Consider the following 23,499-nt stretch of genomic DNA (forward strand, 5'->3'; position numbering starts at 1 on the left):
TTTTCGATAACGCGACCCTTAACTGGAAAGTCGGAAATTTATCCGATTTCAGAAGGAGTCAGGATGGCAACGCCAACGCAGACCATGGCCGAGCGCACGCGCCAGATGTGGACGGCGGTCGACTACCACCCCATCGCGGTGCAGGACCTCCTGGTGAGCGAGCTGCTGGCCCGGGCCGCGGACGTGCACAGCGGGCACCGCGTCCTGGACGTCGCCGCCGGCACGGGGAACAGCGCCCTCGCCGCGGCCAGGCGCGGCGCGCGGGTGACGGCCACCGACATCGCGGCGAGCGCGCTGGAGACCGCGTCGCGCCGGGCGGCGGTGGAGGGCCTCAGCCTGGAGGTCGAGGTCGCGGACGCGCAGGAGCTGCCGTTCGAGGACGGCGCGTTCGACGTGGTGATGTCGAGCTTCGGGGCCATGTACGCGCCGGACCAGCGGCGCGCGGCCGGCGAACTGCTGCGGGTCTGCCGTCCCGGCGGGCGGATCGCCATGGCGAACTGGACGCCGGACGGCATCGTGGCGCGGCTCCAGCGGGTCATGGCGTCGGTCATGCCGAAGCCCGCGAAGCCCGCGCCGCGGCCCGCGCCGCCGGTGGCGTGGGGCGGCGAGCAGCACTGCCGGGAGCTCTTCGGCGACCGGGTGGCCTCGCTCAGCGCCACCGTCCGGGTGCACGAGATGTGCGCGCGGTCGGCGACGGACCAGGTCGAGCTGATGGCCGGGCATCTCGCGCCCTGGCATTTCGCGACCAGGTCCCTGCCTCCGGAGGCCCTGCGGCAGCTGACCGAGGCGGCGGTCGCCGAGTACGAGCGGGTCAACCGCGCCACGGACGGAACCCTGGTGGCCCGCGCCGAGTACCTGGAGCTGGTGGCGGTCAGGGCCTGACCGGCGGCGAGGGTGCGCGCCGCGCGTCCGGCGTGACCGGACGAAGGGGCCGGGTCGTCCTACACGGACGGCCCGGCCCCGGTTCGTCGCCCGGCGGCTCCGGCGAGTTCGGCTGCGATCTCATGCCCAGGGGGCGACGGGGTACCAGATCAGCTCTCGGCGTGCCAGGAGGCGGACGTCCCAGTAGAGGAACGTGAAGACGCCCGCCACGAGGAAGGCCGCACCCGTGATGACGGCGGCCCGGGCCGGCTTGGCGGCGAACCAGCGCTGGATCCGGCTGCCCGCCAGCAGGGCGAGGGCCATGAAGATGACCGCCAGGATCAGGATGTTGCCCACGGACTGGAGCGTGAAGGCGAGGGCTCCGTACAGCGGGTTGTGGCTCTCGGCGGCGTCCCGGAAGAGCTGCCGGAACATCGCGAACGGGCGGCCGATGAGGAAGCCCCCGATCAGCACGCCCATCAGGACCATCCGCGCGTGCGGGAAGCGTTCCGAGATCCGCGCCATGGGGTCCTTCACGACGCCCAGCGCGGCGAGGCCGAGATAGATGAGGACCAGGCCGATGACACCGAACACGATCATCGACTGGATGCTCCGCGGGGACAGGCCGGTGCCGGACGGCGCCGTCGAGAACTGCGGCATGTGCGTCCCGAAGAGCCCGACGATGAAGCCGTAGGCGGCGGACACGGTGATCATGCCGGCCGACAGCCAGCCCAGCGGGCGCAGCGTCGCCAGCAGCCGGCTGCGCACCGACGGCCGCTCGCCCAGCATGGGCGCGACAGCGCCGAAGGCCGCGATGTTGCACGCGGTGAACGTACCGCCGAGGCCGGAGGCGAACGCGAACGCGATCCCGGCGAGAATGCCGGAGATCGGGGTCTCCTTCGCGTCGTGACCGAGCATCGTGTTGGCCACGTTGTCGCCGATGGTCCGGTCCACGAATTCCGCGGACCAGACGACGGTGAGCAGGAATCCGGCCAGTACGCTGAGGGCGATGATGCGGCCCCGGCGGGCCGGGAATTGTTGCGGCGCGACAACAGGCTGCCGCGTTCGCGTGCCAGATTCGCCTTTGACCATGCGAGCCTCCAGGGAGGACGTCCCGTCCGACGGTTCGGATGAATTGTAACGAAATTAGCGTGTCGAATTACTGATAAATTGCGGTGTTCACGGCTCCTCGGCGAACCGCCGGAAGCGGCCGCCGTGGAACAGCAGGGCGTCCTCGTCCGCGCGGCGGCCCATGGCCAGCGACCGGCCGAGGACGATCGTGTGGTCGCCCCCGTCGTAGCTGCGCCACAGCGCGCACTCCAGCCAGGCGGCGGCGCCCCGGATCAGCGGCGCGCCGCTGACCTCGCCGGGCGACCAGTCGACCGCTTCGAACTGGGCCCGTCCCCGCGGGCGCCAGTCGTCGGCGAAGTGCCGGGCGACGCCCTCCTGCGAGGCCGCGAGGACGGACACCGCGAAGTACTCGGCGGCCGCCATCACCTCGTGCATGACGGCCTTCCGGTCGATGCAGACGAGGACGAGCGGGGGGTCGAGGGAGACCGAGGCGAACGCGTTGGCGGTCATCCCGTGCGGGCGGGCGCCGCCCACCGTGACGACGGTGACGCCGGTGGCGAAGGCGCCCAGCACCGTGCGGAACAGCCTGGAGTCGCCCGCCACTGCCGGTGCGACGACCGGCGCGGCCCGGCCGGTCACGGAAGCACCGTCGCGCGCGCGGCCGCGGTGTACGGCGCCAGGGCCAGTGCGAGCGGCCGCGGGATGCGGGCGGGGCGGGTCCGGCCGTTCTCGCCGCGCATGCAGGCCACGCGCTGCCGGCCCCTGGCGACGGGCACCTCCCCGTTCCGCTCGATCCGCACATAGTCGAAGACGAACTCGATCTGCGTCTGGGTGAGCTCGGCGAGGCTCATCCTGATGGCGAGTTCGTCGAAGGCGGTCAGTTCGGCGAAGAACTCGCAGTCGACGCTCACCGTGAACAGCTTCAAATCCGCCCGCAGTTCATCGAGCACCGCCGGTGCGCGCTCCTTGAGGAACATCTCTCTGCACCGCCCCTGCCAGCGCAGGTAATTGACGTAATAGACGTTTCCAACGAGGTTCGTCTCTTCGAATCCGACCACGTGCCGGTGTTCGTAGTAGTGCTCCACGGTTGTCAGCACTTCCTTTTCGTCGAAACGGCGAAGACGAGCGGTTCGGCCACATCGCGCACTGTGGTCGCGAACGTGGCGACCCGGATGTCGCCCGCCGCCAGCACGCTCCACCCGTCCGCGCGCGGCGGCAGCAGCGTCAGCGGCGCGTCGGGCAGCGCGACGCCGGCCTTCTGCAGGCATTCGATCGCGCACCAGACCCGGGTCGCGGCGAGGTCCGCGTCGCCGCCGTGCCCGCCACCGCGCCTGCCGGCGTCCTCGCCGGCGAGCAGACCGGCGACCCCGTAGTGCCAGCCGAGCAGGTCCTGCCATTCGCGGCCGCTCCGGGAGACCACGGGCTCCAGGTCGCAGCCCAGGGGCTCCTCGCCGGCGACCGCCAGCGTCAGCCCGGCTCCGTGCGCCGCGGACACCGCCGGGGCGCCGGGCACCTCCGGCCGCCCGTCCGGCCGGTAGAGCACGTCGGCGCGGCGGCCGAGGACCCGGCCCACCGCGACGGCCGTGCTCCGCCGGCGGGTCTCCCCCGCGTCCGGTTCGACCGCGACGGCGAGCCCCGTCCCGAGCGCATCGGCGAGACCTCGTTGCAGCAGCGGGCCCAGCAGCGCCGGGGGCCACGGCCCGCGGCCGTCCCCGCGCCGCACGGCGCGCAGCCGCAACGCCTCCCACTGCTCCACGACGGTTCCGTCCGGGGCGCGGACGGTGACGTCGTAGACGTAGGTGTCGTCCGCGCGGCTCCGCTCGGTGGCGGTGAACGCCAGCTCCCCGTCAGCCGGTTCCCCGGCGGTCACGTACGGCCGGAGCCGCTCGATCCCGACGGGCAGCAGGGTCGCGTCGGGCACGCAGACCTGGATCCCGTGCATGACGGCATCGCGCATACCGGGGTCGCCGAGCCGCAGGTCGCCGGGGAGGAACATGCCGAACCAGCCGGAGGCGTCGCTGGTGGCCACGCCGGCCTCGGCGCGGTGCGCCTCGACCCGCCGGTAGCGCCGGAGGCGCTGGAACCGCTTGCCCTGGAACAGGACGTCGCCGTAGAGGTCGCGTCCTGGGTCGAGCGGTACCGGCGGCAGTTCCCCGTCGAGTGAGACGGGCTCTTCCGCGCCGACCGCGGCCGGTGGTGCGGCGAAGCGCACCGTGGCCCGGAAGTGGTCGGCCCCGTAGTCGGTCTCGCTGCTGCGGATGACGACGTCCACCGTCTCCCCGCCGGTCGCCAAAGCCGCGACTCTGATCGTCGTCGCGCCGTCCGGGGGCACCACGATCGGACGGGCGAACTCGGCCCGCTCGATGACGGGCGCACCCTCGTCCCCTCCGCAGGCGGCCGCGGCCTGGACCATCGCCTCCAGGCCGAGCACGGCCGGGAAGAGGAGGTTGCCGTCGAGGCTGTGGTCTTCCAGGTAGGGATCGTTGCCGGGCGTGAGGTCGGCCTCCGCGACCAGCTCCACCCCCGGGTAGTGCACCAGGGCCCGGTCGACGAAGCGGAGCAGCGGCAGGTCGGCGGACTCGTGGCGCAGGGTGTCCAGGCGCCCGGTGCGGCCGGTCACCGCGACGACGGGCGGGACGTCCGGGTCGGCCAGCAGCCGCCGCAGCACGTCGATTCCCTGGCCCGTCGTGATCGGGCTGACGCCGTCGCGCGCCAGCGACTCCACCACGGCGAGCCGCTCGCCCATGCCGACCCCGCTCCACACCGACCACTCAAGGCACAGCGCGCGGCAGCCGGGGTGCGTGCGCGGCACGTCCCGGGTGAGGGCGGCGAGCCAGTCGTTGGCGGCGGCGTAGTCCGCCTGGCCGGGCAGTCCGGCCCGGCCGATGATGCTCCCGAAGGTGACCAGCAGCCGGAGCTCCGCGGGCTCGACCGCGTCCAGCACCGCCCGGAGGCCGCCCACCTTGGGCGCGAAGGTCGCGAGCAGGTCGGGCATCTCCAGGTTGCGCAGCGCGGCGGGCTCGTTGCGGCCCGCGCCGTGCAGCACCGCGGTGACCGGCCCCAGCGACCCGCGTATCTCGCTCACCGCCGCACGCACCGCGCGCGGGTCGGCGACGTCCGCCCGCACGTACCGGACCGAGGCTCCGGTCGCGCGCATCCGCGCCAGGTTCCCGCCGAGTTCGGCGTCGCGCTCCGGGTCGGACCGGCCGAGGACGGCGATCCGCGCGCCCGTGCCGGCGGCGAGGGCGAGCGCGCACTCGGCGGTGATGCCCTTGCCGCCGCCGGTCACCAGCAGGACGTCGCCGGGGCCGAGCGGCGGCGCGCCGGCCTCGGCGCGGACGGCCAGCGGGCGGAGGACCGGAACCCGCCGCGTCCCGTCCTCGGAGTAGTGGGCCTCGGTGAACCCGGTAGTCCCGGCGACCTCGGCCAGGACGCGCTCGACCGCCGCCGGCGTCGGCGCGGTGTCGACGATCGTGGTCCGGATCCGCCGCGCCTCCAGGTGGGCGGTCTTCACCAGCCCAGCCGCGCCGGGCCCCTGCTGGACGAGGACCAGGCGGTCTCCCGGAGATCCGACCACGGCGTCCTGGGCGGCGACGAGCGCCGCCTCCAGGTCCGGCACCGCGCAGCCGGACGGCAGGCAGATGAGCACCCCGGAGCCTACGCCGCCGTTCTGCAGGGCGTACCGCAGCGGCTCGGCGATCGGATGGTCGTCGGGTGCGTAAAGGTCCCACCGCCCGTTGCCCTCGCCGCCCTCGGGTGCGGGGACGTTCTCCTCCACCAGCCCGACGGTGAACGGCCGCACCCACGGCGCCACCCCATGGATGGGGTCGTGCCGTCCGTCCGACGCGTGCGCTGTACCGGCGAGAGTGTCGAGGGTGTCGGCCAGTTCCCGCACCGACGCCGTGGCGAAATTGACCGCCGCCTGGGCGGTGGGCAGGCCCAGTCTGCGTGCGGCGTCGTTCATCACCTGGCTGACCGTTATGGAGCTCATGTGCAGGTCGTCGAGGGGACGGCTGTCCTCGTCCACGGTCCCCACCGGCAGCTCGGCCCGCTCGGCGAGGAGGCGCCGCAGAACATCCACGCTGTCGTCCGCTTCGGAACCGGCCTCGGCTTCCACCGGTTCCCGTGCTTCTTCGGCGGGCTCCTCTCGGAAGGAGGGCACCGCTTCCCCGGGCACGGCCTCACATGGGCTGGCGAAGAACGCGTGCTCGGCGTCCAGGTCCAGCGGACGTACGAAGCGGCCCGCGAAGAGGGCGCCATGGTCCATCTCCGCGCCCATGGCGTAAGCGGCCCCCAGCGCGCCCAGGAAACCGGCCAGCGACTCGTCGTCGGTGTCGGCGGCGATGGCCGGTACATCCGTGATGTCGCTCGTCATCGCGGTGAGCACCCGGCCGGGCCCGACCTCCACGAAGAGGTCGGCGTGGTCGGCCGCCGCAAGGATCGCGGGCCCGTACTGCACCGGGTGGGTGATCTGCCTGCGAAGGAGCTCGGGCACGTCGGCGTCCGCCGAAAGCTCCGCGCCGGTAACCGTGGAGACGACCCGCCCGGTCAGCGGGCCGAACCGCTCACCGGAGAGGAACTCCCCGAAGGCGTCGGCGGCCGGGGCCACCAGCGGCGAATGGAAGGCGTGCGACACCTTCAGCCTGGCCCAGACCAGGCCCTCCGCGGCCGCGGCCCGGCCGGCGCGCTCCACCGCCTCGGCCGGACCGGCGATCACTGTCTGCCGGGAGCCGTTGTAGCCGGCGATCACGACCGGTTCCGCGCCGATCAGCCGCTCGACCGCCGCCGCCCCCGCCGCGATGCCCGCCATGGCGCCCGTCCGGCCGTGCCGCTCCATCGCGGCGCCGCGGCGGACCGCCACGCGCAGCAGGGTGTCCTCGTCCATGACGCCCGCCCAGTGCAGGGCGGAGATCTCGCCGAGGCTGTGCCCGACGGCGACGCTCGCGCGCACCCCGAGCCGCGCCAGCACCCGGAGGGCCGCGGCGGACCCGGTCACGATGCGCGGCTGGGCCACCGAGGTGGCGACGAGATCCCCGCCGGACGGCAGCGCCGCGCGCGCGTACACCTCCGCGGCCTCGGCGAACCGCCGTCCGAGCGCGCCGCCGGTCGTGCCCTTACCCGACCCCTGCCCGGGGAAGAGGAAGCCGATCCGCGCCGGCCGGGTGACGTGGCCGAGGAAGACCGGGGAAGCGGGGTCGACCAGGTCGAGGCGGCCCTCGTCGAGCGCGCCGACGGCGCGGGCGAGCTTCCGCTCGGCGTCCGCCGGCGAGGAGACCACGAGCGCCGCCCGGTACGGACGCTCCCGCAGCTCGCGCTGGAGCACCGCGGCCAGGTCGGCGAGCTCGGCGTACGCCAGGCGGGGGACGCGTCGAAGCAGCCGGCCGAGCCGGTCCCGCAGTTCCGCCGGGCCGTCCGCGTCCAGCAGCAGGAGCTCGGCGTCCTGGACGGACGACGCCGCGGCCCGGGTCGGCGGATCGAGGGCGGCGGACCGCGCCGGGGCTCCGCCGTCCAGCACCAGGTGGGTGTTGATGCCGCCGAAGCCCATCGCGGTCACGCCGGCCCTGACCGGCAGTCCGGACGGCCACGGCTCGGCCTTGCGGAGCACGCGCAGCGCGGGCCGCTCGCCGGTCAGCTCCTCGTGCGGGTCGACGCATCCCGTCGAGGGCGGCACGACCCGGTGGTGGACGGACAGCGCCGCCTTGATCAGGCCCGCCACGCCCGCCGCCGCCTTGGTATGGCCGATCATGCCCTTGATCGAGCCGATCGCCGCGGGCCGCGCCGCCGGATCGGCGGCGCGGCGGGCCATGGACAGCGCCCGGAGCTCGATCGCGTCCCCGACCGGCGTGCCGGTGCCGTGCCCTTCGAACATCGCGACCGTGTCGACGCCGAATCCCGCCCGCTCGTAGGCCCGCCGGATCGCCAGCCGGTAGCCGCCGATCTCCGGCCGGGTGATGCCGCCCTTCCCGTCCGAGGAGATCCCCCACCCGGCGATCGCGGCGTAGATCCGCCGTCCCGCCGCGCGGGCGTCGGCCTCGCGCATCAGGACGACCATGCCGCAGCCCTCACCCGGCCAGAAGCCGTTCGAGCCGCGGTCGTACACCCGCATCTCGTTCCTCGCGAGCGCCCCCGTCTTGGCGAAGCCGATCATCTCGAAGGGGTCGATGGACAGGTCGACTCCCCCCGCGATGGCGACGTCCACCTCCCCGTCCACGAGGCTCCGGGCCGCCGTGGCGACGGACAGCAGCGACGAGGAGCACGCGCCGTCGACGGTGTAGCCGCCGCCCTTGAGGTCGAAGTAGTTGCAGATGCGGCCGGCGATGGTGTTCGACAGCCCGCCTGCGAGAGTGTCCTCGTCCACCGGCGCGAAGGGGCTCTTGTACGCCCGTTCGTAGGAGTCGAGGAACGGGACCAGCCGCGCGTCGTCCCAGCCCTCCCCCTTGAGCGCGGCGGCCAGGGTGCGGCGGACGTACGGCCAGCGGAGCCGCATCATCCCGGCCCGGCTGAACTCGCCCGTGAGCGTGTTCCCCACGACGACCGCCGTACGTTCCCGCGGCACGCCCTCCGCGCGCGGGAACCCCGCGTCGGCGAGCGCCTGGGCGGCGACGTCCAGCGCCAGCCAGTGGGTGAGGTCCGTCGACCGGTACGTGCTGCCGGCGATCTGGAACCCGATCCGGTCGAACTCGTACCCCTCGATGACCGCGGCCGTCCGGGCGTAGAACCGGTCCGGGGCCGCGGGGTCGTCCGACCAGTAGTCGTCGAGGCGCATCCGCTCCCCGGGCAGCCCGCGGAAGGCGCGCCGCCCGGCGAGGACGTTCTCCCAGAGTTCCCGCGGCGATGCGGCGTCCGGGTACCGGCACCCCATCCCCACGATCGCCAGCCTGGTCATGCCCGGACCTCGGCTTCCCGTTCGTTCGGCGAGGGAACGGGGACCGCGGGCTCGGCGGCGCCGGACAGCACGGCCGCCGCCCGCCGCTCCTCCTCCGCCGCGCGCTCGTCCCTCGCGCGGGCTGCGATGTGGAGGGCCCACAGGAAGGCGCCGCGGGTCAGGCACACCAGGACCGTGGCGAAGAAGAGGCCGTACACCATGTGGAATCCGGTGACGAGCCCGTAGAAGGCGGCCGCCCCGCCGCCGAAGGCGACCTGCGAGAGCGGGCGGAGCGGGGTCGTGCCCGGATCGGGGAGCATGTAGTTCGTGAAGAGCACGAACGCCACCCCGGTCATCGTGCCCAGCGCCGCCGGTATCGAGGTGTCGAAGAGCACGCCGCGCACGACCGCCTGGAGGGCGAAGACGGCCACCCATGCGCCGATCAGCCACATCCGCTTGGTGAGCATGCCGTTCAGCATCGTGCCGAGCACGATGATGCCGATCGGGATGATCCAGTCGACCGGGTTCGCGACGTGCTCGGTGAACTGGTAGGGCGGCGCGACGCTCGCCCACGGGGCGACCAGCAGGATGGCGACGATCCCGAAGTTGGACGGGTTCATGAAGTGCCGCATGCGCCCCCGGACGGGCGCGCGCAGCAGCCACTTCCCGGAGATCGCCACCACGACGCCGAAGATCATGAGGGACACGCGGTCGTTGACGTAGACGAGCATGTTCACGGCGAGCGCCGTGATGTGCGCGGGGTAGAGGAACTCCACGAGCCCGCGGAGACCGTTCCCCAGGAACCGCGGAGCCCGCTGCTCGCCGCGCGCCCCGATCGTCTCCAGCAGGAGTTCGAGCGCGTAGGCCGTGGCCATCGCGATGAACGGCCATGCCGGGGGCTGCTCGAAGCCGAGGAGGAGGTATCCGAAGACGTTGAAGACCGAGATCGAGGCGGCGAAGTTCCGGAGAGCGATGATCCTGGGGTCACGAGCCGGCTTGGTCATGACGTCACCTCCTGGGCGTGCGCGCCCAGCTGGAGCACGTGCTGCCCCGGGGCGAGCGTGAGATCCTGTTCGCGGACCCGGCCTGTGCGATCGCGCCACGCCAGGTGCGCCGTGACCGGGCCGTGCTCGTCGCCGAGGCCGATGAAGACCTCGTGGCTGCGTTTCCCGCCGTGCCCGCTGGCGCCGTCGACCCTGCCCCGCAGCGTGCGCCCGCCGGCCTTCACGGTGACCTGGGCACCGACGACGGGCGAGCCGGGAGCCGGCAGCGCGTCGCCCTCCGCCCCGGACGCCGCCCCCGACGCCGCCTTCTTCGCCGGGCCGGGCGGGTGGATCAACTTCAGGGCGAGGGAGGCGCCGGACGCGGGGCCGTCGTTGCGGTAGAAGAGCGGTTCGTCCCACTGGCGGGCGATGGCGAGGTCGAGCCTGCCGTCGCCGTCCGCGTCCCCGGTCGCGACACCGCGCGTGGGAATGGGAATCGCCATGCCGAGCTCGTCGCTGATGTTGGAATAGCGGCCGTCGTCGCCCTGGGCGAAGAACGCGGGCGCCTGGTCGCCCGCGATGTCGTCGCCCTCCCGCACGTGGGGCCACCAGTACGGCGACGCGACGAGCGCGTCATTGGCGGTCGCGAGTTCCTGCAGCTGCGCCCACCGGTTGACCTTGCCCTTGACGAAGCCGGTCGTCTGGACGACCTCCAGGACGCCGTCGTTGTCGAAGTCGGCCGTCTTCGCGTCCCACCCCCAGCCGCTCCAGGCGAGCCCGAGCGGAACGCTCCGGTCGGCGAACGGCGCCGTACCGGCCCGCAGCCGCCTGCGCAGGTCGGCCTGGTTCCGGGTGGTGTCGACGAAGGCGAACTGGCTTTCCTGGAGGGCGTACGAGGTGGTGATGTTGCTGACGAAGATGTCGTAGCGGCCGTCACCGTCCAGGTCGCCGAAATCGACGCCCATGCCCTTGAAGGAGTCCCTGCCGAGCACCTTGGACTTCGGCGTCATGGCGGTGCGCTTCCCGTTGACCGCGATGAGCCGGATCTTCCCCGGGGTCGAGCGGTTGTGGCGCAGCCGGTCGGGGCCGAAGTCGTTGGCGACGTAGAGCTCCGGGCGGAGGTCGCCGTCCAGGTCGGTGGCTCCCGCCGCGAGCGGCCAGCCGCGGGACGGGACGTCGCCGAAGGCGTCGGCGGCCTCCGCGTAGCGCACGCCCGGGGCCGCGCCCGACGTGGCGCCCGTCCACCGCAGGACGTGGTCGCCGCCTCCGTTGTAGGCGCGGGACATGGAGTCCTGCATGGTCACGCCGCCGCTGACCCGGTCGTCCAGGACCGGGCCGTCCGGGAAGTAGTTGCCGACGAAGATGTCGTCGTGCCCGTCTCCGTCGAAGTCGGCGACCACGAAGGCGTTGCTGTTCCAGCGCGGCCCCCGGTAGCCGCCGCCGGCCCTCGGCGGTACGAGCTCGACCGGGCGGTAGGCGCCGGCGGACAGCTCGGCAGCGTCCTCGCGGGCCAGGAACAGGATCGGGGTGCGGCCCCAGTAGTAGACCGCGAGATCGATGCGCCCGTCCTCGTTGAAGTCCCCGGGGACGCAGCCCATCGGCGCCATGATCCGGTCCATCGGCAGGCCGGCCGTGTCGAGCATGAACGGCTGGTAGCGGCCCGCCGACGCGGCGCTCGGCGCCGGGGTGACCGCGACACGGTCCGTGCGCGGGTCGGAGACGCAGAGGTCGTTGGCCAGGCCGTCGCCGTCGAGGTCGTTCATCGCGACCCCCGCGCCGACGGAGGAGATCCACGCCTCGATGTTCTTGTAGTCCTTGTTGACCCGCCGGACGGTCTGCTGCGGATACCCGGCGGGCATCGCCACCGAGAGCGCCGCGAAGCGGAACGAGTCGGCGATGCTCCTGGTCCGCGCGGCGGACTCCGGCGGCAGCCGGGAGAGGTGGAACATGACGAGGACGAAGACGATGGCGACCAGGCCGGCGCGGTTCCGACGAGCCCACCCGTTGAGCAGGGACATCACGTACTACCTCTCCACATGCGCGAATCCGCGGGTGTCAGTCGTCGTTCCTTGCCGGCGGCGGGGCCGTGGCGTTTCCGGACGCGCCCCATCGGCAGCTCCGGGCGCCTTCACGATTCGGGTCGGGCCGGGGCGGGCAACTCCGCGAAGCGGCGGCGGATCCGGCGGCGCCAGGTCTGGTAGGCGTCCGCCGCCGCCGGGTCGGCGGGCAGGGCCTCGTCGGTGCACCGCGCCGCCTCCGCGACCTCCATCCCGCACAGCGCCCGCACCGCCGCGACGGTGTGCGGAGTGACCGCGCCCGCCCGCTCCCGGGCCTTGGCCGCGAACGCCGCGCCCTGGGCCGCGTCCGGCAGGTGGCGGCCGGCGCGGGCGGCCAGTTCGCGCAGCGACGCCTCGGCCGCCCGGATCGCGGCCGGGTCCTCCTCCCCGCCGGCGGGGCCGGCCGCGCCGCGGAAGCCGGCGTACGTCGCGGCCAGTCCCGCGCCCGCCCACAGATCGGGCTGACGGGCGGGGGCGAAGCCGTCGATGGTCCCGGCCAGCCGGTCGGCGTCGGCGCCGCTGACGAACCAGAGGGCCCGGCCTATCCCCTGGTCGACCACGTGCGCGGCATCGCGGGCGGCTCCCGGACCGCGCCGCAGGATCCGGGGCGGGCGCTGCTCCCCCACGACGACCGGAGTCCGGAAATAGGCTTCGTGGAAGCCGTAACCGTCCAGGGCGAGCCGGCGCAGCAGCGGATCGCCGAGCCGGACCCGCGGCCGCAGCGGGGCCGGCAGCCGGGCCAGCGCCCAGCCGGCCCCGATATGCGCCGTATAGACATGGTGCGCCGCCGGGCCGGCGATGAACCTGTGCAGACGTCCGCCGCGGCCCGGAAGAAGGCCGTCGAGAATCGCCAGCGCCATTGCGGCGCCTTCATAGGCGAAACCGCGCCCCTCCCGGGCGACCGTTTCCAGGCGGGCCGCGATCTCGTGCTCTCCCGGCACCGTCATGCCGTATTCCAGGCCGGTGAGGAACCAGCGGCCGATCTGCTCCAGATAGTCGCGGGCCTGCGGTTGCCCGGTATGGAAGCCGCGCACCGCAAAGGTGACCTCGGTCGGCGGCGGCGCCAGCATTTTATGGAGGGCACGTCCCGTGGCGAAAGTCATCGATTTCTCTCAGACGTGGAGACCAACTTACCGGGCGATTTTACGTTGCCCCCGGCAGATTATCTGCACCCTTTCGAGCCTTCGATCTCGATCACGGCGGGCGAACAGGAGGCGGGTTCCCAACGCAATTGCCGGTCGTCCATTCAGCGCATTAAGGGACGATCCGAGCGGGCCGGCGGCTTCGGCCGCGCCGCGGTCCTGAGACGCGGGCGCGGCCGAATCCGGCACTTATCCCCCCGCCGGTCATGGGTTGGATGCACCGGCTCCCGGGCACCGGTCAGCAGGGTTCCGGTCCGGCGTTCCGGTGCCGGTCCGATGATGGCGGGAGGGGGCGGGGCGGCCCGGTCGGGCGGCCCATCGGGGCGGCCTTGTCAGGCGCCGGGGTTGTCGTGCGGGTGCTGCTTGGCCGCCAGGCGGTCGGCCATGGAGTGCCACACCCCCGCGCAGTGCTCGGCGAAGGTGATGAGGCAGTCGGCGCGGTGGGGCGGGACCGCGTCGACGAGCTGCTCGACGTCCGTCTCGCGGACCACGTGCTTGTGCAGCCACCGGAGCATGCCGCGGCCGGACTCCGACTGCCGGATCGCCGGGTCCTGGAGGAAGCTCTCCAGCAGCGGTCCGGGATCGAAGCCGGCGATGTCGCGGGCGGGCCGCCGCACGGCGATGACCTGGCGGGACGCCGGGGAAGGACCGGGTGGAGCGGTCCCGGACGGCCTGGCACCGGCCGGGTGGGAGCGGATAGGGTCTTCGCCGCGCCGCAGCTGTTTGCGGACGTCATGGGCGGTGCCGACCGAGATGCCCGCGCCGGCGGCGATCTCCCGCAGCGAGGCGTCCGGATGGGCGGTGAGGAACTCCATCGCGCGCCGCCTGCCCTCGGTGCTGTTCAGCGGGCGGGCCCGGCCGTCCACGCCGATGCGCTTGCTCGACTGCGGGGTTTCCGCGCTTGAGCGTTTCCGCAGGGCGCTGATCGTCTTGTCCGACAGCCCGGTCCACCCGGCGATGGCGCGGTCGGAGAGGTTCGGGTTGGCGGCGATGATCCGCCGGGCGGCGCCCCTCCGGTCGTCCAGGCTGAGCGGGAGGCCGTGCGTGACGTTCTCCCTGACGGCGTGCAGAAATGCCTCATTTTCATCGCCGTCGAAGAAGCGGACCCGGATTTCTTTCCTGCCGCTCGCGTGCGCGGCGCGAAGGCGGTGCATGCCGTCGATTACCCGCATGGTGCCGCGGTGGACGAGGATGGGCGGCAGTTCGGCCTCGATCTCGATGAGCCGGCGCGTGTGCTTCTCGTCCTCCCCCGCGAGCCGGGGCGAGTCGGCTGGTAAAAGCGCACTCAGCGGAACGGTCTGCAAGTCCGGGTCGGAGGCGGAAAACCGGGCCGGCGCTTCGGCTCCGGCGGGCTCCACGGCCGGACCTTCCACCTGGAGGCGTATTTCGCGGTTCGCCGGGGAGTCCCTCCTTCTCCCGGCGGGCGGTCGGGTAATCGGGCGGCCGGCTTCGGTACTGGACAATGTCATCGTCCCTCCAAGACCTTGACGCCTTGCTCGCGAGCCCACAGCGATTATGCGCAGGGCCGTTGCCGGGTGGAACCCGTGCCCAGCGCCTTTTTCGGACCTGCCGCGTCCCCCTGGTCAAAGGGTCTTAAGTTAGCCACCGGGGCCACTGGCAGGCATGATCCGCCGCTTCCTGATCCCGCTGAGCCGCAATGGCCTACGGCGCCGGATGTGACTCATGTGATCAGGGACATGGGGAGCGGCCCACGGGTTTCTGCATGTCACGGCTGCACCTCAGGTACCACCCCGGCGACGGCAGGCGCCGGGCCGTTCAGGCGCAGGTAGATCACCTTGGCGAGCCCCGCCTGATCCCCATGGCAGACCGGGGGCAAGGCATGCCGGCCGTATCTTCAGAGGTAGCTCGGCCGGGCTTCGGCGTGGCGGCGGCGAGGATGGGGGCCGGAGGGCCGGGGCACCGCCGAGCGGCCGGACACCGTCCGGCATCTACCGGTCTGAACTGGTATCAACCTGTATCGACCTGTAGAGACCGCAATGGCGTTAAATTAACGGGATCAGCGGGGAACGGCTCCGGCCGGCCGACCGGTCGTCGACCAGGAGCCGTACCGCCTGGTAGCAGCACAGGATGGCGAGCGCCTCCTGGTGGATGAGGTCCGGGTCCCGGGACCGCAGCGTCACCGCGGCTCCCTCGGGTGGCAGCAGGTCGAGCGTGCTGAAGCAGTCCTCCAGGCGCCAGCGGGAGCGGTACGCCGCGGCGCCCTCCCCCGCTGGCAGCGTTCCGGGATCGAGGACGTCGGTCACCAGGGGGCGCCCCGCGTCCTGCGCCCCCGGCCCGCCTTCGGCGGTGCCGGGGATGACGCGGACCACGAGGCCGGCGACGGAGCCGCCGCCGCCGTCCGGGACGGCGATGCGGGAGAGGTAGGTCCCGTCCGGGAGCGTTCCCAGCCGCGGCAGCTCCTCCTCGGGCCCCGCCCGGCACAGCACGTGCGCGCCGGCCGCGATGACCTCCTCCAGCAGGTCGTAGGGGAAGCCCGCGCCGCCCGGCAGCAGCAGGTCACCGGGGGCAAGCTTCCGCAGGAGTCGGCGGACCAGCGGTGCTCCGTCGGAGGCCGTGCCGGAGACGCCCGCGCCGAGGATCGCGGACGTCCCGCACTCGGCGAGCGCCACCACGCGGACCTGCGGGAGCGGACCGGCCCCCCGGCCGCCGAGCGGGGGACCGAACACGCTGACGTTCCCGGGCGTGTTCGGCACGTTCAGCGGTACCTGGTCCAGGGCCACCGGCCGCATCCCGCCGACGCGCGGGCGTCCCGGCTCCCCCTGGACGTCCCGCCCGCTCACCTCCTCCAGCAGCACGGCCATCACCCGCCAGCCGAGCCTCTTGCGGGCGTAGGTGATCGCGGCCGGGGTGGGCTGCGTCCCGCGCGGCGGCACGGCGGCGAACGGGTGCGCCCAGCTGAGCCCGGCGACCAGCCTGTCCCAGACCTCGCTGTAGCCGAGGTGGAAGAACACGACCATGCTCAGCACGTAATAGACCATGAGCCTGGCCGGGAGCGCGCGGGTGCGCCGCTCCCGCACGCCGAACCTGTCCACCACGCGATCGACGAGCTCCGGCGGAAAGCCGCTGGTCAGTACACCGACGGCAATCCGGTCCGCGAGCAGGTCGCCGACCTGTGGGGGCCTCGCCATGTAAACGATATTGCTCGGCGGCGCCACTCGCGAACCGCGATCTTCCGCGGGCGATTCGCTCGGCCCGGTCCCGGCGCGTGAGCCATTCGTGCACGTCACCGCCCAAGTGAAGATTTCTTTTGGGCAGTCAAGGGCAAGTTGTGGCCAGATGTGCGGTGAGCTACGTGGACGTTCGCGCGACACGAAATCGGGACGCGAGTGAGCCCCGGGGAAACTTCGGGCGTTCGACCAGACGAAAATGAAGATCATTCAGGCGGGGGGCACACCGCCGACCCCGGGGGAATGCCGGATCGGTTCACCTCGGTGACCGCTGTGAAATTGGTCGCCGATTCGGGGTGACCATGTGGCCCGAGCAGTAGTCCACCGGGAGAGCGGCGCCTACCGCTCGTCGGCGACGGCTTCCGCCATCCTGTTCAGGATCTCGGACAGAATCGAGGCGGAGGTGGCGAAGTTCAGCCTGGCGAATCCCGTCCCGCCCGGCCCGTAGCTTTCGCCCGAGCTGAGCTCGACCTTCGCCTTTTCCCGGAAGAAGACGCCCGGGTCGGTCGCGGTCCCGAGACTCCGGCAGTCCAGCCAGGCCAGGTGCGTCGCCTGCGGCGGGCGGTAGCCGATGCCCGGGGCCCGGGCCGCCAGGGCGTCGGCGATCAGATCCCGGTTCGCCGCGAGGTGGTCCATCAGCGCGGCCAGCCAGGGGCCGCCCGCGTCCCACGCGGCCCTGGTCGCCTCAACGCCGAGCACGTCGACGATGCCGAAGTAGTCGGGCGGGAGGCCGTCGAGGGTCTCCCGCAGCCCGGCCGGGCCGACGTGCGCGACCGCGCAGCGCAGGCCGGCGATGTTGAACGCCTTCGTCGCCGAGGTCAGGGTGACCGTCCGGGCGGCGATGTCCGGACTCAGGGACGCCAGCGGGACGTGCCGGTGCGGCGGGTAGGCCAGGTCGGCGAAGATCTCGTCCGCTATGACCAGCATGTCGTTGCGCAAGGCGATCCCGGCTAGGGCCTCCAGTTCCGCCGTCGTGTAGACGCGTCCGGTCGGGTTGTGCGGGTTCACGACGATCAGCGTGCGGCAGCCGGCCGCGGCCACCTCCCGCTCCAGCCGCTCCGGATCGAAGGCCCAGCCGTCGCCGCTCCGCTCCAGCGGGCTCGGGAGCACTCGCCGCCCCATCATCGTGATCGACTTGAGGATCGGCGGATAGTTCGGCGTGTGCAGCGCGATCGCGTCTCCGGGCCGGGTGGTCAGCCGGAGGACGACCTGTATCGCCTGGACCACATCACCGAAGTTGCGCACCCATTCGGGTCGCGGCCGCCAGTGGTGAAGTTCGATCATCCGCCGCGTGAAGGGCTCCGCCAGCGGGCTGGCGCCCATCCAGTTCGACCAGGTCGGATATCCGAGATCGCCGCGCAGGACCGTTTCGGATATGGCCGCTCTGATCGGCTCCGCGACGGGGAAATCCATGTCGGCTATCCAGGCGGGGAGCACATCGCGCCCGACCCGGCGCCATTTGACACCCTCCTTGCGCCGGAGCCAGGAGATGTCCAGGTCCTCGAAATCGTGGTCAGCCGCAACGGCAGCAGGTTCTCGCATCTCCCAGCCCTTCTGGCCGGCTACCAAATTAGCGGTCGCTTCATTGCGCGTCCAGTTGTGCACAGGCGTCCGGACCGCACAAGTCGCCGCCGCGGGCCGACCGGCCGTTCAACCTCGAAAAGAACGCGGTTGAGCACCCCGGGCCCGGCCGCCGCCGGACGCTCCTGAAACGGATAGCCACCGCGCGGACATGCCGATCGGCAATCAGTGCCGGCGGCCCATCTTCCTGCCAGTCCGAGCCTATCTCCGCTCACGGAGCGGCGCGCGTAAGGCCCATTGATTATCCCTTCTTAAAGTGTTTGCCTGAAAGCCAGGCGAGCCCGCCGCCAGCCCACGATAGGAGAACACCATGACGATGACGGCCCCCCAGGTTCAGGCCGGCCCCCCGGATATCGGCCCGCTGCTGGCCGAGTACCGCGCCACCGTCATACCGGCGACCGCCGAATTCCTGGACAACGCCATCACGGCGACCCGGCTCCGCGACCGCTGGCGCCCGTACTACTTCGACGCCTTCCGCCGCTACGACCTCACGGTCGAGCGGTCGTGGCGCGAGGCGTCCGGCACGGACGGCCGGATCGACTCCGGTCCGCCGACCGCCGACCCGCGGCTGACCACGCCGCTCACGCACTTCCCCGTGAGCATCGCCCACAACAACCTCGACCGGCTCATCGAGGTCCTGGCCGTGGAACTCGGCGACCGGACCGCGGAGCACACCGAGATCCACGAGCGCCTGGTCGACTACGCCCACATGGTCAGCGGGCTGACGAAGCTCATGGAGTCGCTGACCGACTAGCCGGGACGCCCTCGTCCCGGAGCGCGGCATGCCCGCGGCCCGCCGGTCCGCCGGCCGCCGCCGGATGCAGAGAAGCCAGGAGTGCGCCGATGACCACAGCCAGTTCTTCCAGTTCTCCGCCGCAGGGCGGAGGCCGCCGCCGCGCCGTGTGGCGGGCAGGGGCCTTCGCGGCTTCCGGAATCGGCACCCGTGGGCACCGGCGGCCCGGTCCGCGGCGGGGGGTCGGGATCTGATGCCCGGCCCCACCGCCGGCCCGGTGACCGGGCCCGCGCGCGGCGGAGCGTCCGCGCCCGGCCCGCCGCGCGCCGCGTCCGCCTGGTCGGACGAGTCGGTCGCGGCGGCCGGGCTCCGCGCCGAGGACGCGGACTTCGTGACGGTCGGCGGCGGCCTGGCCGGCTTCGCCGTGGTCGACGCGCTGCGGATCCGCGGGGTCGCGGCGGCGCGGATCCGGGTCGTCAGCCCCCAGCGCCGGCCCTTCGAGAACCTGGGCCGCCTGATCAGGACGAGCCAGATCCGCGACGACGACCCGCTGCGCTCGGACTCGGGGGCGCGGGCCGACAACGTCTGGGGGTTCCCGGGGTACGCGCTGCACGAGGCGATCGGCCGCCGCACCCTCCGGCCGCTGTGGAAGGTCCTCACCGAGCCGGTGGGCGCCGAGTTCTACAACCCGTCGCCCCGCCAGGTGGCCCGCGGTCTCGACCGGGAGGCGGACCGGATCGGCTGGTACTCCATGCTGGCGCCGGGGCAGGCGATGCTCATCAGGCGCCGCACCGAGGGCGGGTTCTTCTGCCTGGTGCACCCGGCCGATCACTCGCCGCCGTACGTGCTGCGCACCCGCCACCTGCACCTCGGAACCGGGTACCCGGCGCTCGGCTACGCGCCCGAGCTGATCGGGTACCGGCTGCGGCACGGGGAGTACTTCAGCGCCGTCAACGCCTACGAGCCGCACGAGCACGTCTACCAGGTGCTGCGGCGCCGGGCGGGGACGGTCCTGCTCCGCGGCGCCGGCATCACCGCGTCCCGGGTCCTGCAGCGGCTGATCGAGGACCGCGACCGCTCCGGCCGGGACGTGCGGATCCTGCACCTGTTCCGCGATCTCGACGCCCGGCCGCCGGGCCGGCACGGCCCCGGTCCCGCCACCGAGCACGGCTGGCGCTACCAGGCGTTCAGCTTCCCGAAGTCGGCGGCCTCGGGACAGCAGCGGGAAGAGCTGGCCGCCATGAGCGCGGCGGAGCGGTCGGCATGGATCTCGACGATGGGCGGTGCGACGACGGCCAGGCGGCGGCTCTGGCGCCGCCAGCTCGACAGGGCCCGGTCGGCGGGCTGCTACCGGGCGCTCGGCGGCGAGATCACGCTGCTGGAGCCGTCCCCCCGGCAAGGGGTGCGGGTGCTCGTCGCCGAACCCGGCGGGGACGGCCCGCTGCGGCTGGACGTCGACTTCCTGATCGACTGCACCGGGATGAGCCCGCGGCTGCGGGACAACCCGCTGCTGGCCGACCTCGTCGACAGCGGCTGCGCCGGCGTCAACGCCGCGGGCGGCCTCGACGTCGGCCCGCACTTCGAAGTCCGCGGCCCCGGCCTCGCCGACGGGCCGGGCCGCCTCTACGCCTCGGGCGCGATCGCGCGCGGCGGCCACCTCGCGACCGTCGACTCGTTCGCGGGGCTCGTCGACGCGGCGCAGCTCATCTGCGACGACCTGGCGGCGCGGGGGGTGTGCACGCCGCTGGGCCCGGCGTGCTCGGCCGCCGCCTGGGTCAAGTGGCTGGCCCACCGGGCGCCATGACTCCCACACTGATAGGCCGAATCCAGACGCGGATCCTGCTGGCCGCCACGGTCGGGGTGCTGTGGACGGCCCTGATCGCGCCGTTCCTGCCCGATCCCACCGGGGTGACGGCGAGCATGTGGACGGTCGGCATGCGGTACGCGATCGCGTTCACCGGTCTCCTGCTGACGACCGTCTACGGGCTGGTGTGGGAACACCTCTACCACCGCCTGCAGCAACGGCGCTGGGACAAGGACTGGCCCTCGGTCTTCGGCCTGCTGACCATTCTCAACGAGGCGCCCCTCGCATGGCTTCTGGTGAACCTCTTCTTCCCGGTCATGTCGGGCCCGTCGCCGGACATGCTCAATCTCCACAACGGCGGAATCGCGGGTCCCAAGCCCGGCATGTTCGACCCGACGCCCGACATGCTGGGCCCCTTGGACACCTCGGGGTGGGGGCTCTGGGATTCACCATTCCTGCCCGCCTTCATCGTCCATATCTCCACCACGTGGTTGATCATGTGGTTGGCCGGCCAGGGCCCGCTCCGCGTGATCCTCATTCGGTGGCGTTTCGAGGGCGGGCGGGTCGTACGGTCCCGGCTCGCGGACGTCCCGGCACCCGGCGCCCGGCCCGGACTCCGCGCTGCGGAAGGCGCCGGGATCCCGGTGCGGGAGACGTCACCGAGCACGGAGATCGCCGCGCTCGCGCGCTCTCCCCGAACCGCCCGGGGCAACGGGAGCCCCGCGCCCGCGCCGAACGGAAACCCGCTCGACGGGAACCTGGTCGACCGAGATCTGGTCGACGGGGGCATGTGCGGCCACGGTCACCTCGGGAGCCCGGGGTCGCGGTACTGCGGGACATGCGGGCGGCCGTTGCAGCAGCCGAACGGCACGCGGATCCTCGGTCGGCGGCCTCCGCTGGGAGTCCTGATCTTCGATGACGGCACCATGCACGTCCTCGACGGGGAGGTCCGGCTGGGCCTGGTGGAGGAGACCGGGGCGCTCACCGCGGGGCACCGCGAGGAGATCCCCGCCGCGTCCGCGCTCGCCGATGTCCGGACGTCCGGATGGCGGACCGGCGTGTCGAGCGAGGTCCACCGGATCGCCCTGGAGCTCCCCGGCGGCGGGCACGCGGACGTCGCGCCGGGCGAGGTCGCCTGGCTGGTCCCGGGTGCGGAGTTCACGATCGGGCCGTACCGGATCAGGTACGAGAGCCCGTATCAGCCCCCCGACCCCGGCCCGGACGGCGCGGGTGACGCCGGTGCGGAGTGGGCACCTGGCGACCGCGCATATTCGCAGTACAGCGGGCTTTTCACGCATTACGAACGGTGATAGGATTCGGCGCGCTTCTTCATTGTCCGCAGCGGTCGCCACCTCGGCGAAAGCGCGAGCCGAGCGCGCTGACCAGGATACAACGCACGATTTGTGCAATATCTGGATATCAGTGCGCAATGTCCCGGAGGCGGATCCGGAACGCATCGCGCAGGACGAATGCGAACCGCTCCCCAGCTCCCTCCGCCATATCCCCAAAAAAGGTGTACGGACGGTTTCGCCCCGTGGCGGCTGCGACGAGGCGGCACCCCGCCCGCCGGACGGGCACGTACGCCCCCGTGCCCCACGTAAACCCTCGTGATCACCGTGCACGCGCTCCGAGATGGGAGGAACCAGGCCAGTGGGCAGCAAAGGTTCCGATTCACGTGATCCGGCTCCGGCCGCAGCCGTACCCGACCCGCGGCGGTGGAAGGCCTTAGCCGTCCTCGCGGCGATGCAGTTCATGCTCGTCCTCGACGCCACCGTGGTGAACGTCGCCCTCCCCGAGATGCAGAGCGAGCTGCACTTCTCCTACCAGGGCCTGTCGTGGGTCCCCAACGGGTACGTGCTGGTGGCCGGCGGGTTCCTGCTGCTGGGCGGCCGGCTGGCCGACATCTTCGGACGCCGCCGGATGTTCATCGTCGGCCTGGTCGTCTTCGGGGTGACGTCGGCCGCGTGCGGCGCCGCCGTCTCCTCGTCGATGCTGGTCGCCGGCCGCTTCGCCCAGGGCATGGGTGAGGCGCTGGCGGGCCCGGCCGCGCTCGCCATGATCCCGCTGCTGTTCCCCGACCCCCGGGAGCGGATGAAGGCGGTCGGGATCTGGGGCGGCCTCGGCGGCCTCGGCGGAACGCTCGGCCCGGTGATCTCCGGACTGCTCACGGACGTGGACTGGCGGTGGATCTTCTACATCAACATCCCCGTCGTGCTCATCGCGCTGCTGCTCGTGCCGCGCGTCCTCCCGGAGAGCCGGATGGCCCGCGCGGAGCACCGGATCGACGTGGCCGGGGCCGTCACCGTGACCGGCGGCTCACTCGCCATCGTGTACGGGGTGCTGAACGGCTCGTCGCATTCGTGGGGCTCGTGGCAGGTGCTCCTGCCGCTGCTCGGCGGCTTCGCGCTGCTGGGCCTCATGGTCGCGGCCGAGTCCCGCTCCCCCGATCCGCTGATCCCGCTGCGGTTCTTCTCCAACCGCACGCGCGTGACGTCCAACGTCCTGACCGCGGCCCTGTTCGCGGTGTTCGTCAGCTACGCCTTCATGCTGACCCTGTACATGCAGCAGATCCTCGACTACTCCGCCCTGCGCACGGGGCTGGCGTACCTGCCGCTCGGCATCGCGTTCGGCGCGGGCGTCGGGCTGAACGGCGCCCTCATGCCGCGGCTGGGCGTCAAGGTGGTGCTGACCATCGGCTTCTTCGGCACCGGCGCGGGGATGTTCGTGGCGAGCCTCATCGATTCCGACTCCGCCTACGTCGGCGGCCTGCTGCCTGGGCTGATCATCGTCGGGCTGTTCACCGGCGTCTGCCTGCCCGGACTGATCAACGGCGCGCTGCACCAGGTCACCGCCGAGGACTCCGGCCTCGGCTCCGGCGTGCAGACCGGCATGCAGCAGATCGGCTCGGCGCTCGGCCTGTCCATCCTGCTCACCAGCGCGCTGAACTACGCCGGCGACCGCATCGGCACCGGGGTGCCGCCGGCGGTGGCGCAGACGGACGGGTACTCGCTGGCGTTCCTCATCAGCGCCGCCATGCTCGCCGTCGCCGCCGTGGCCGTACTGGCGCTGCTGGAGAACGTGACCGCCAAGCCGCGCACCGCGCTCGCCGAGGCCCCCGCCGGTGAGGAACCGTCCAGCGGAGAGCCGTCGAGTGAGGAGCCGTCCAAGCCCTGAGTCATCGGTGCCGGGCGCCGGCCGCGGCGTGTCCCGCGGC

The 23,499-nt window shown here is 72.6% G+C and carries 15 protein-coding genes; 5 read left to right on the top strand and 10 right to left on the bottom strand.

What is annotated here, in order from left to right; translation table 11 throughout:
* The first annotated feature begins 63 nt into the window (after nt 1-63).
* Nucleotides 64-882 carry a class I SAM-dependent methyltransferase gene (locus E1266_RS09955; protein ID WP_165966010.1) on the top strand — a complete coding sequence of 273 codons (819 nt, stop codon included), beginning with the start codon at nt 64-66 and terminating at the stop codon, nt 880-882.
* Between the two features lie 120 nt (nt 883-1,002).
* On the opposite strand, the gene E1266_RS09960 is transcribed toward E1266_RS09955, so the two are convergent.
* The 10 genes from E1266_RS09960 to E1266_RS10005 all read right to left on the bottom strand — a co-directional run bounded on the left by E1266_RS09960 (nt 1,003) and on the right by E1266_RS10005 (nt 17,709).
* Nucleotides 1,003-1,953 carry a hypothetical protein gene (locus E1266_RS09960; protein WP_132046022.1) on the bottom strand — a complete coding sequence of 317 codons (951 nt, stop codon included), beginning with the start codon at nt 1,951-1,953 and terminating at the stop codon, nt 1,003-1,005.
* Between the two features lie 87 nt (nt 1,954-2,040).
* A complete protein-coding gene (locus tag E1266_RS09965; RefSeq protein ID WP_243718338.1) occupies nt 2,041-2,571 on the bottom strand; it encodes a flavin reductase family protein in 531 nt (176 codons plus the stop codon).
* A complete protein-coding gene (locus E1266_RS09970; protein ID WP_243718339.1) occupies nt 2,568-3,029 on the bottom strand; it encodes an acyl-CoA thioesterase in 462 nt (153 codons plus the stop codon). The genes E1266_RS09965 and E1266_RS09970 overlap by 4 nt, the downstream gene beginning before the upstream one ends.
* Complete coding sequence (locus E1266_RS09975; protein WP_132046023.1) at nt 3,023-8,818, bottom strand: type I polyketide synthase; 5,796 nt, start codon at nt 8,816-8,818, stop codon at nt 3,023-3,025. The genes E1266_RS09970 and E1266_RS09975 overlap by 7 nt, the downstream gene beginning before the upstream one ends.
* Entirely contained in the window at nt 8,815-9,801 is a 987-nt protein-coding gene (locus E1266_RS09980; protein ID WP_132046024.1) for an enediyne biosynthesis protein, read from the bottom strand. Before E1266_RS09980 ends, E1266_RS09975 begins: the two co-directional genes overlap by 4 nt.
* A complete protein-coding gene (locus E1266_RS09985; RefSeq protein WP_132046025.1) occupies nt 9,798-11,798 on the bottom strand; it encodes a CRTAC1 family protein in 2,001 nt (666 codons plus the stop codon). The genes E1266_RS09980 and E1266_RS09985 overlap by 4 nt, the downstream gene beginning before the upstream one ends.
* A gap of 110 nt (nt 11,799-11,908) precedes the next feature.
* The gene (locus E1266_RS09990) at nt 11,909-12,940 is read right to left on the bottom strand and encodes a DUF1702 family protein (protein WP_132046026.1); all 1,032 of its coding nucleotides are present in this window, start codon (nt 12,938-12,940) and stop codon (nt 11,909-11,911) included.
* Between the two features lie 371 nt (nt 12,941-13,311).
* On the bottom strand, nt 13,312-14,283 hold the full coding sequence (locus tag E1266_RS09995) for a ParB/RepB/Spo0J family partition protein (protein ID WP_165966011.1): 972 nt from the start codon (nt 14,281-14,283) through the stop codon (nt 13,312-13,314).
* A gap of 699 nt (nt 14,284-14,982) precedes the next feature.
* Nucleotides 14,983-16,128, bottom strand: coding sequence for a transposase domain-containing protein (locus tag E1266_RS10000; protein ID WP_165966012.1), 1,146 nt, complete (start codon nt 16,126-16,128; stop codon nt 14,983-14,985).
* Between the two features lie 378 nt (nt 16,129-16,506).
* Complete coding sequence (locus tag E1266_RS10005; protein WP_132046029.1) at nt 16,507-17,709, bottom strand: aminotransferase class I/II-fold pyridoxal phosphate-dependent enzyme; 1,203 nt, start codon at nt 17,707-17,709, stop codon at nt 16,507-16,509.
* Between the two features lie 349 nt (nt 17,710-18,058).
* Between E1266_RS10005 and E1266_RS10010 the strand changes: the two genes are divergently transcribed.
* The 4 genes from E1266_RS10010 to E1266_RS10025 all read left to right on the top strand — a co-directional run bounded on the left by E1266_RS10010 (nt 18,059) and on the right by E1266_RS10025 (nt 23,459).
* Complete coding sequence (locus E1266_RS10010) at nt 18,059-18,502, top strand: hypothetical protein (protein WP_132046030.1); 444 nt, start codon at nt 18,059-18,061, stop codon at nt 18,500-18,502.
* Between the two features lie 232 nt (nt 18,503-18,734).
* Complete coding sequence (locus tag E1266_RS10015; protein ID WP_132046031.1) at nt 18,735-20,285, top strand: hypothetical protein; 1,551 nt, start codon at nt 18,735-18,737, stop codon at nt 20,283-20,285.
* On the top strand, nt 20,282-21,595 hold the full coding sequence (locus E1266_RS10020) for a hypothetical protein (RefSeq protein WP_132046032.1): 1,314 nt from the start codon (nt 20,282-20,284) through the stop codon (nt 21,593-21,595). Before E1266_RS10015 ends, E1266_RS10020 begins: the two co-directional genes overlap by 4 nt.
* A gap of 433 nt (nt 21,596-22,028) precedes the next feature.
* On the top strand, nt 22,029-23,459 hold the full coding sequence (locus E1266_RS10025; protein ID WP_207945526.1) for an MFS transporter: 1,431 nt from the start codon (nt 22,029-22,031) through the stop codon (nt 23,457-23,459).
* Nucleotides 23,460-23,499 lie beyond the last annotated feature (40 nt).

It is taken from the genome of Actinomadura sp. 7K534 (genome assembly GCF_004348575.1).
GTDB classification, from domain to species: Bacteria; Actinomycetota; Actinomycetes; order Streptosporangiales; family Streptosporangiaceae; genus Spirillospora; species Spirillospora livida.

What these genes read in the sequence shown, in the direction of transcription:
- E1266_RS10025 (WP_207945526.1), top strand. Translation starts at nt 22,029, where the DNA reads ATGCAGTTCATGCTCGTCCTCGACGCCACCGTGGTGAACGTCGCCCTC.
- E1266_RS09985 (WP_132046025.1), bottom strand. Translation starts at nt 11,798, where the DNA reads ATGTCCCTGCTCAACGGGTGGGCTCGTCGGAACCGCGCCGGCCTGGTC.
- E1266_RS09975 (WP_132046023.1), bottom strand. Translation starts at nt 8,818, where the DNA reads ATGACCAGGCTGGCGATCGTGGGGATGGGGTGCCGGTACCCGGACGCC.
- E1266_RS10020 (WP_132046032.1), top strand. Translation starts at nt 20,282, where the DNA reads ATGACTCCCACACTGATAGGCCGAATCCAGACGCGGATCCTGCTGGCC.
- E1266_RS09980 (WP_132046024.1), bottom strand. Translation starts at nt 9,801, where the DNA reads ATGACCAAGCCGGCTCGTGACCCCAGGATCATCGCTCTCCGGAACTTC.
- E1266_RS10010 (WP_132046030.1), top strand. Translation starts at nt 18,059, where the DNA reads ATGACGATGACGGCCCCCCAGGTTCAGGCCGGCCCCCCGGATATCGGC.
- E1266_RS09960 (WP_132046022.1), bottom strand. Translation starts at nt 1,953, where the DNA reads ATGGTCAAAGGCGAATCTGGCACGCGAACGCGGCAGCCTGTTGTCGCG.
- E1266_RS09955 (WP_165966010.1), top strand. Translation starts at nt 64, where the DNA reads ATGGCAACGCCAACGCAGACCATGGCCGAGCGCACGCGCCAGATGTGG.
- E1266_RS10005 (WP_132046029.1), bottom strand. Translation starts at nt 17,709, where the DNA reads ATGCGAGAACCTGCTGCCGTTGCGGCTGACCACGATTTCGAGGACCTG.
- E1266_RS10000 (WP_165966012.1), bottom strand. Translation starts at nt 16,128, where the DNA reads ATGGCGAGGCCCCCACAGGTCGGCGACCTGCTCGCGGACCGGATTGCC.
- E1266_RS10015 (WP_132046031.1), top strand. Translation starts at nt 18,735, where the DNA reads ATGCCCGGCCCCACCGCCGGCCCGGTGACCGGGCCCGCGCGCGGCGGA.
- E1266_RS09990 (WP_132046026.1), bottom strand. Translation starts at nt 12,940, where the DNA reads ATGACTTTCGCCACGGGACGTGCCCTCCATAAAATGCTGGCGCCGCCG.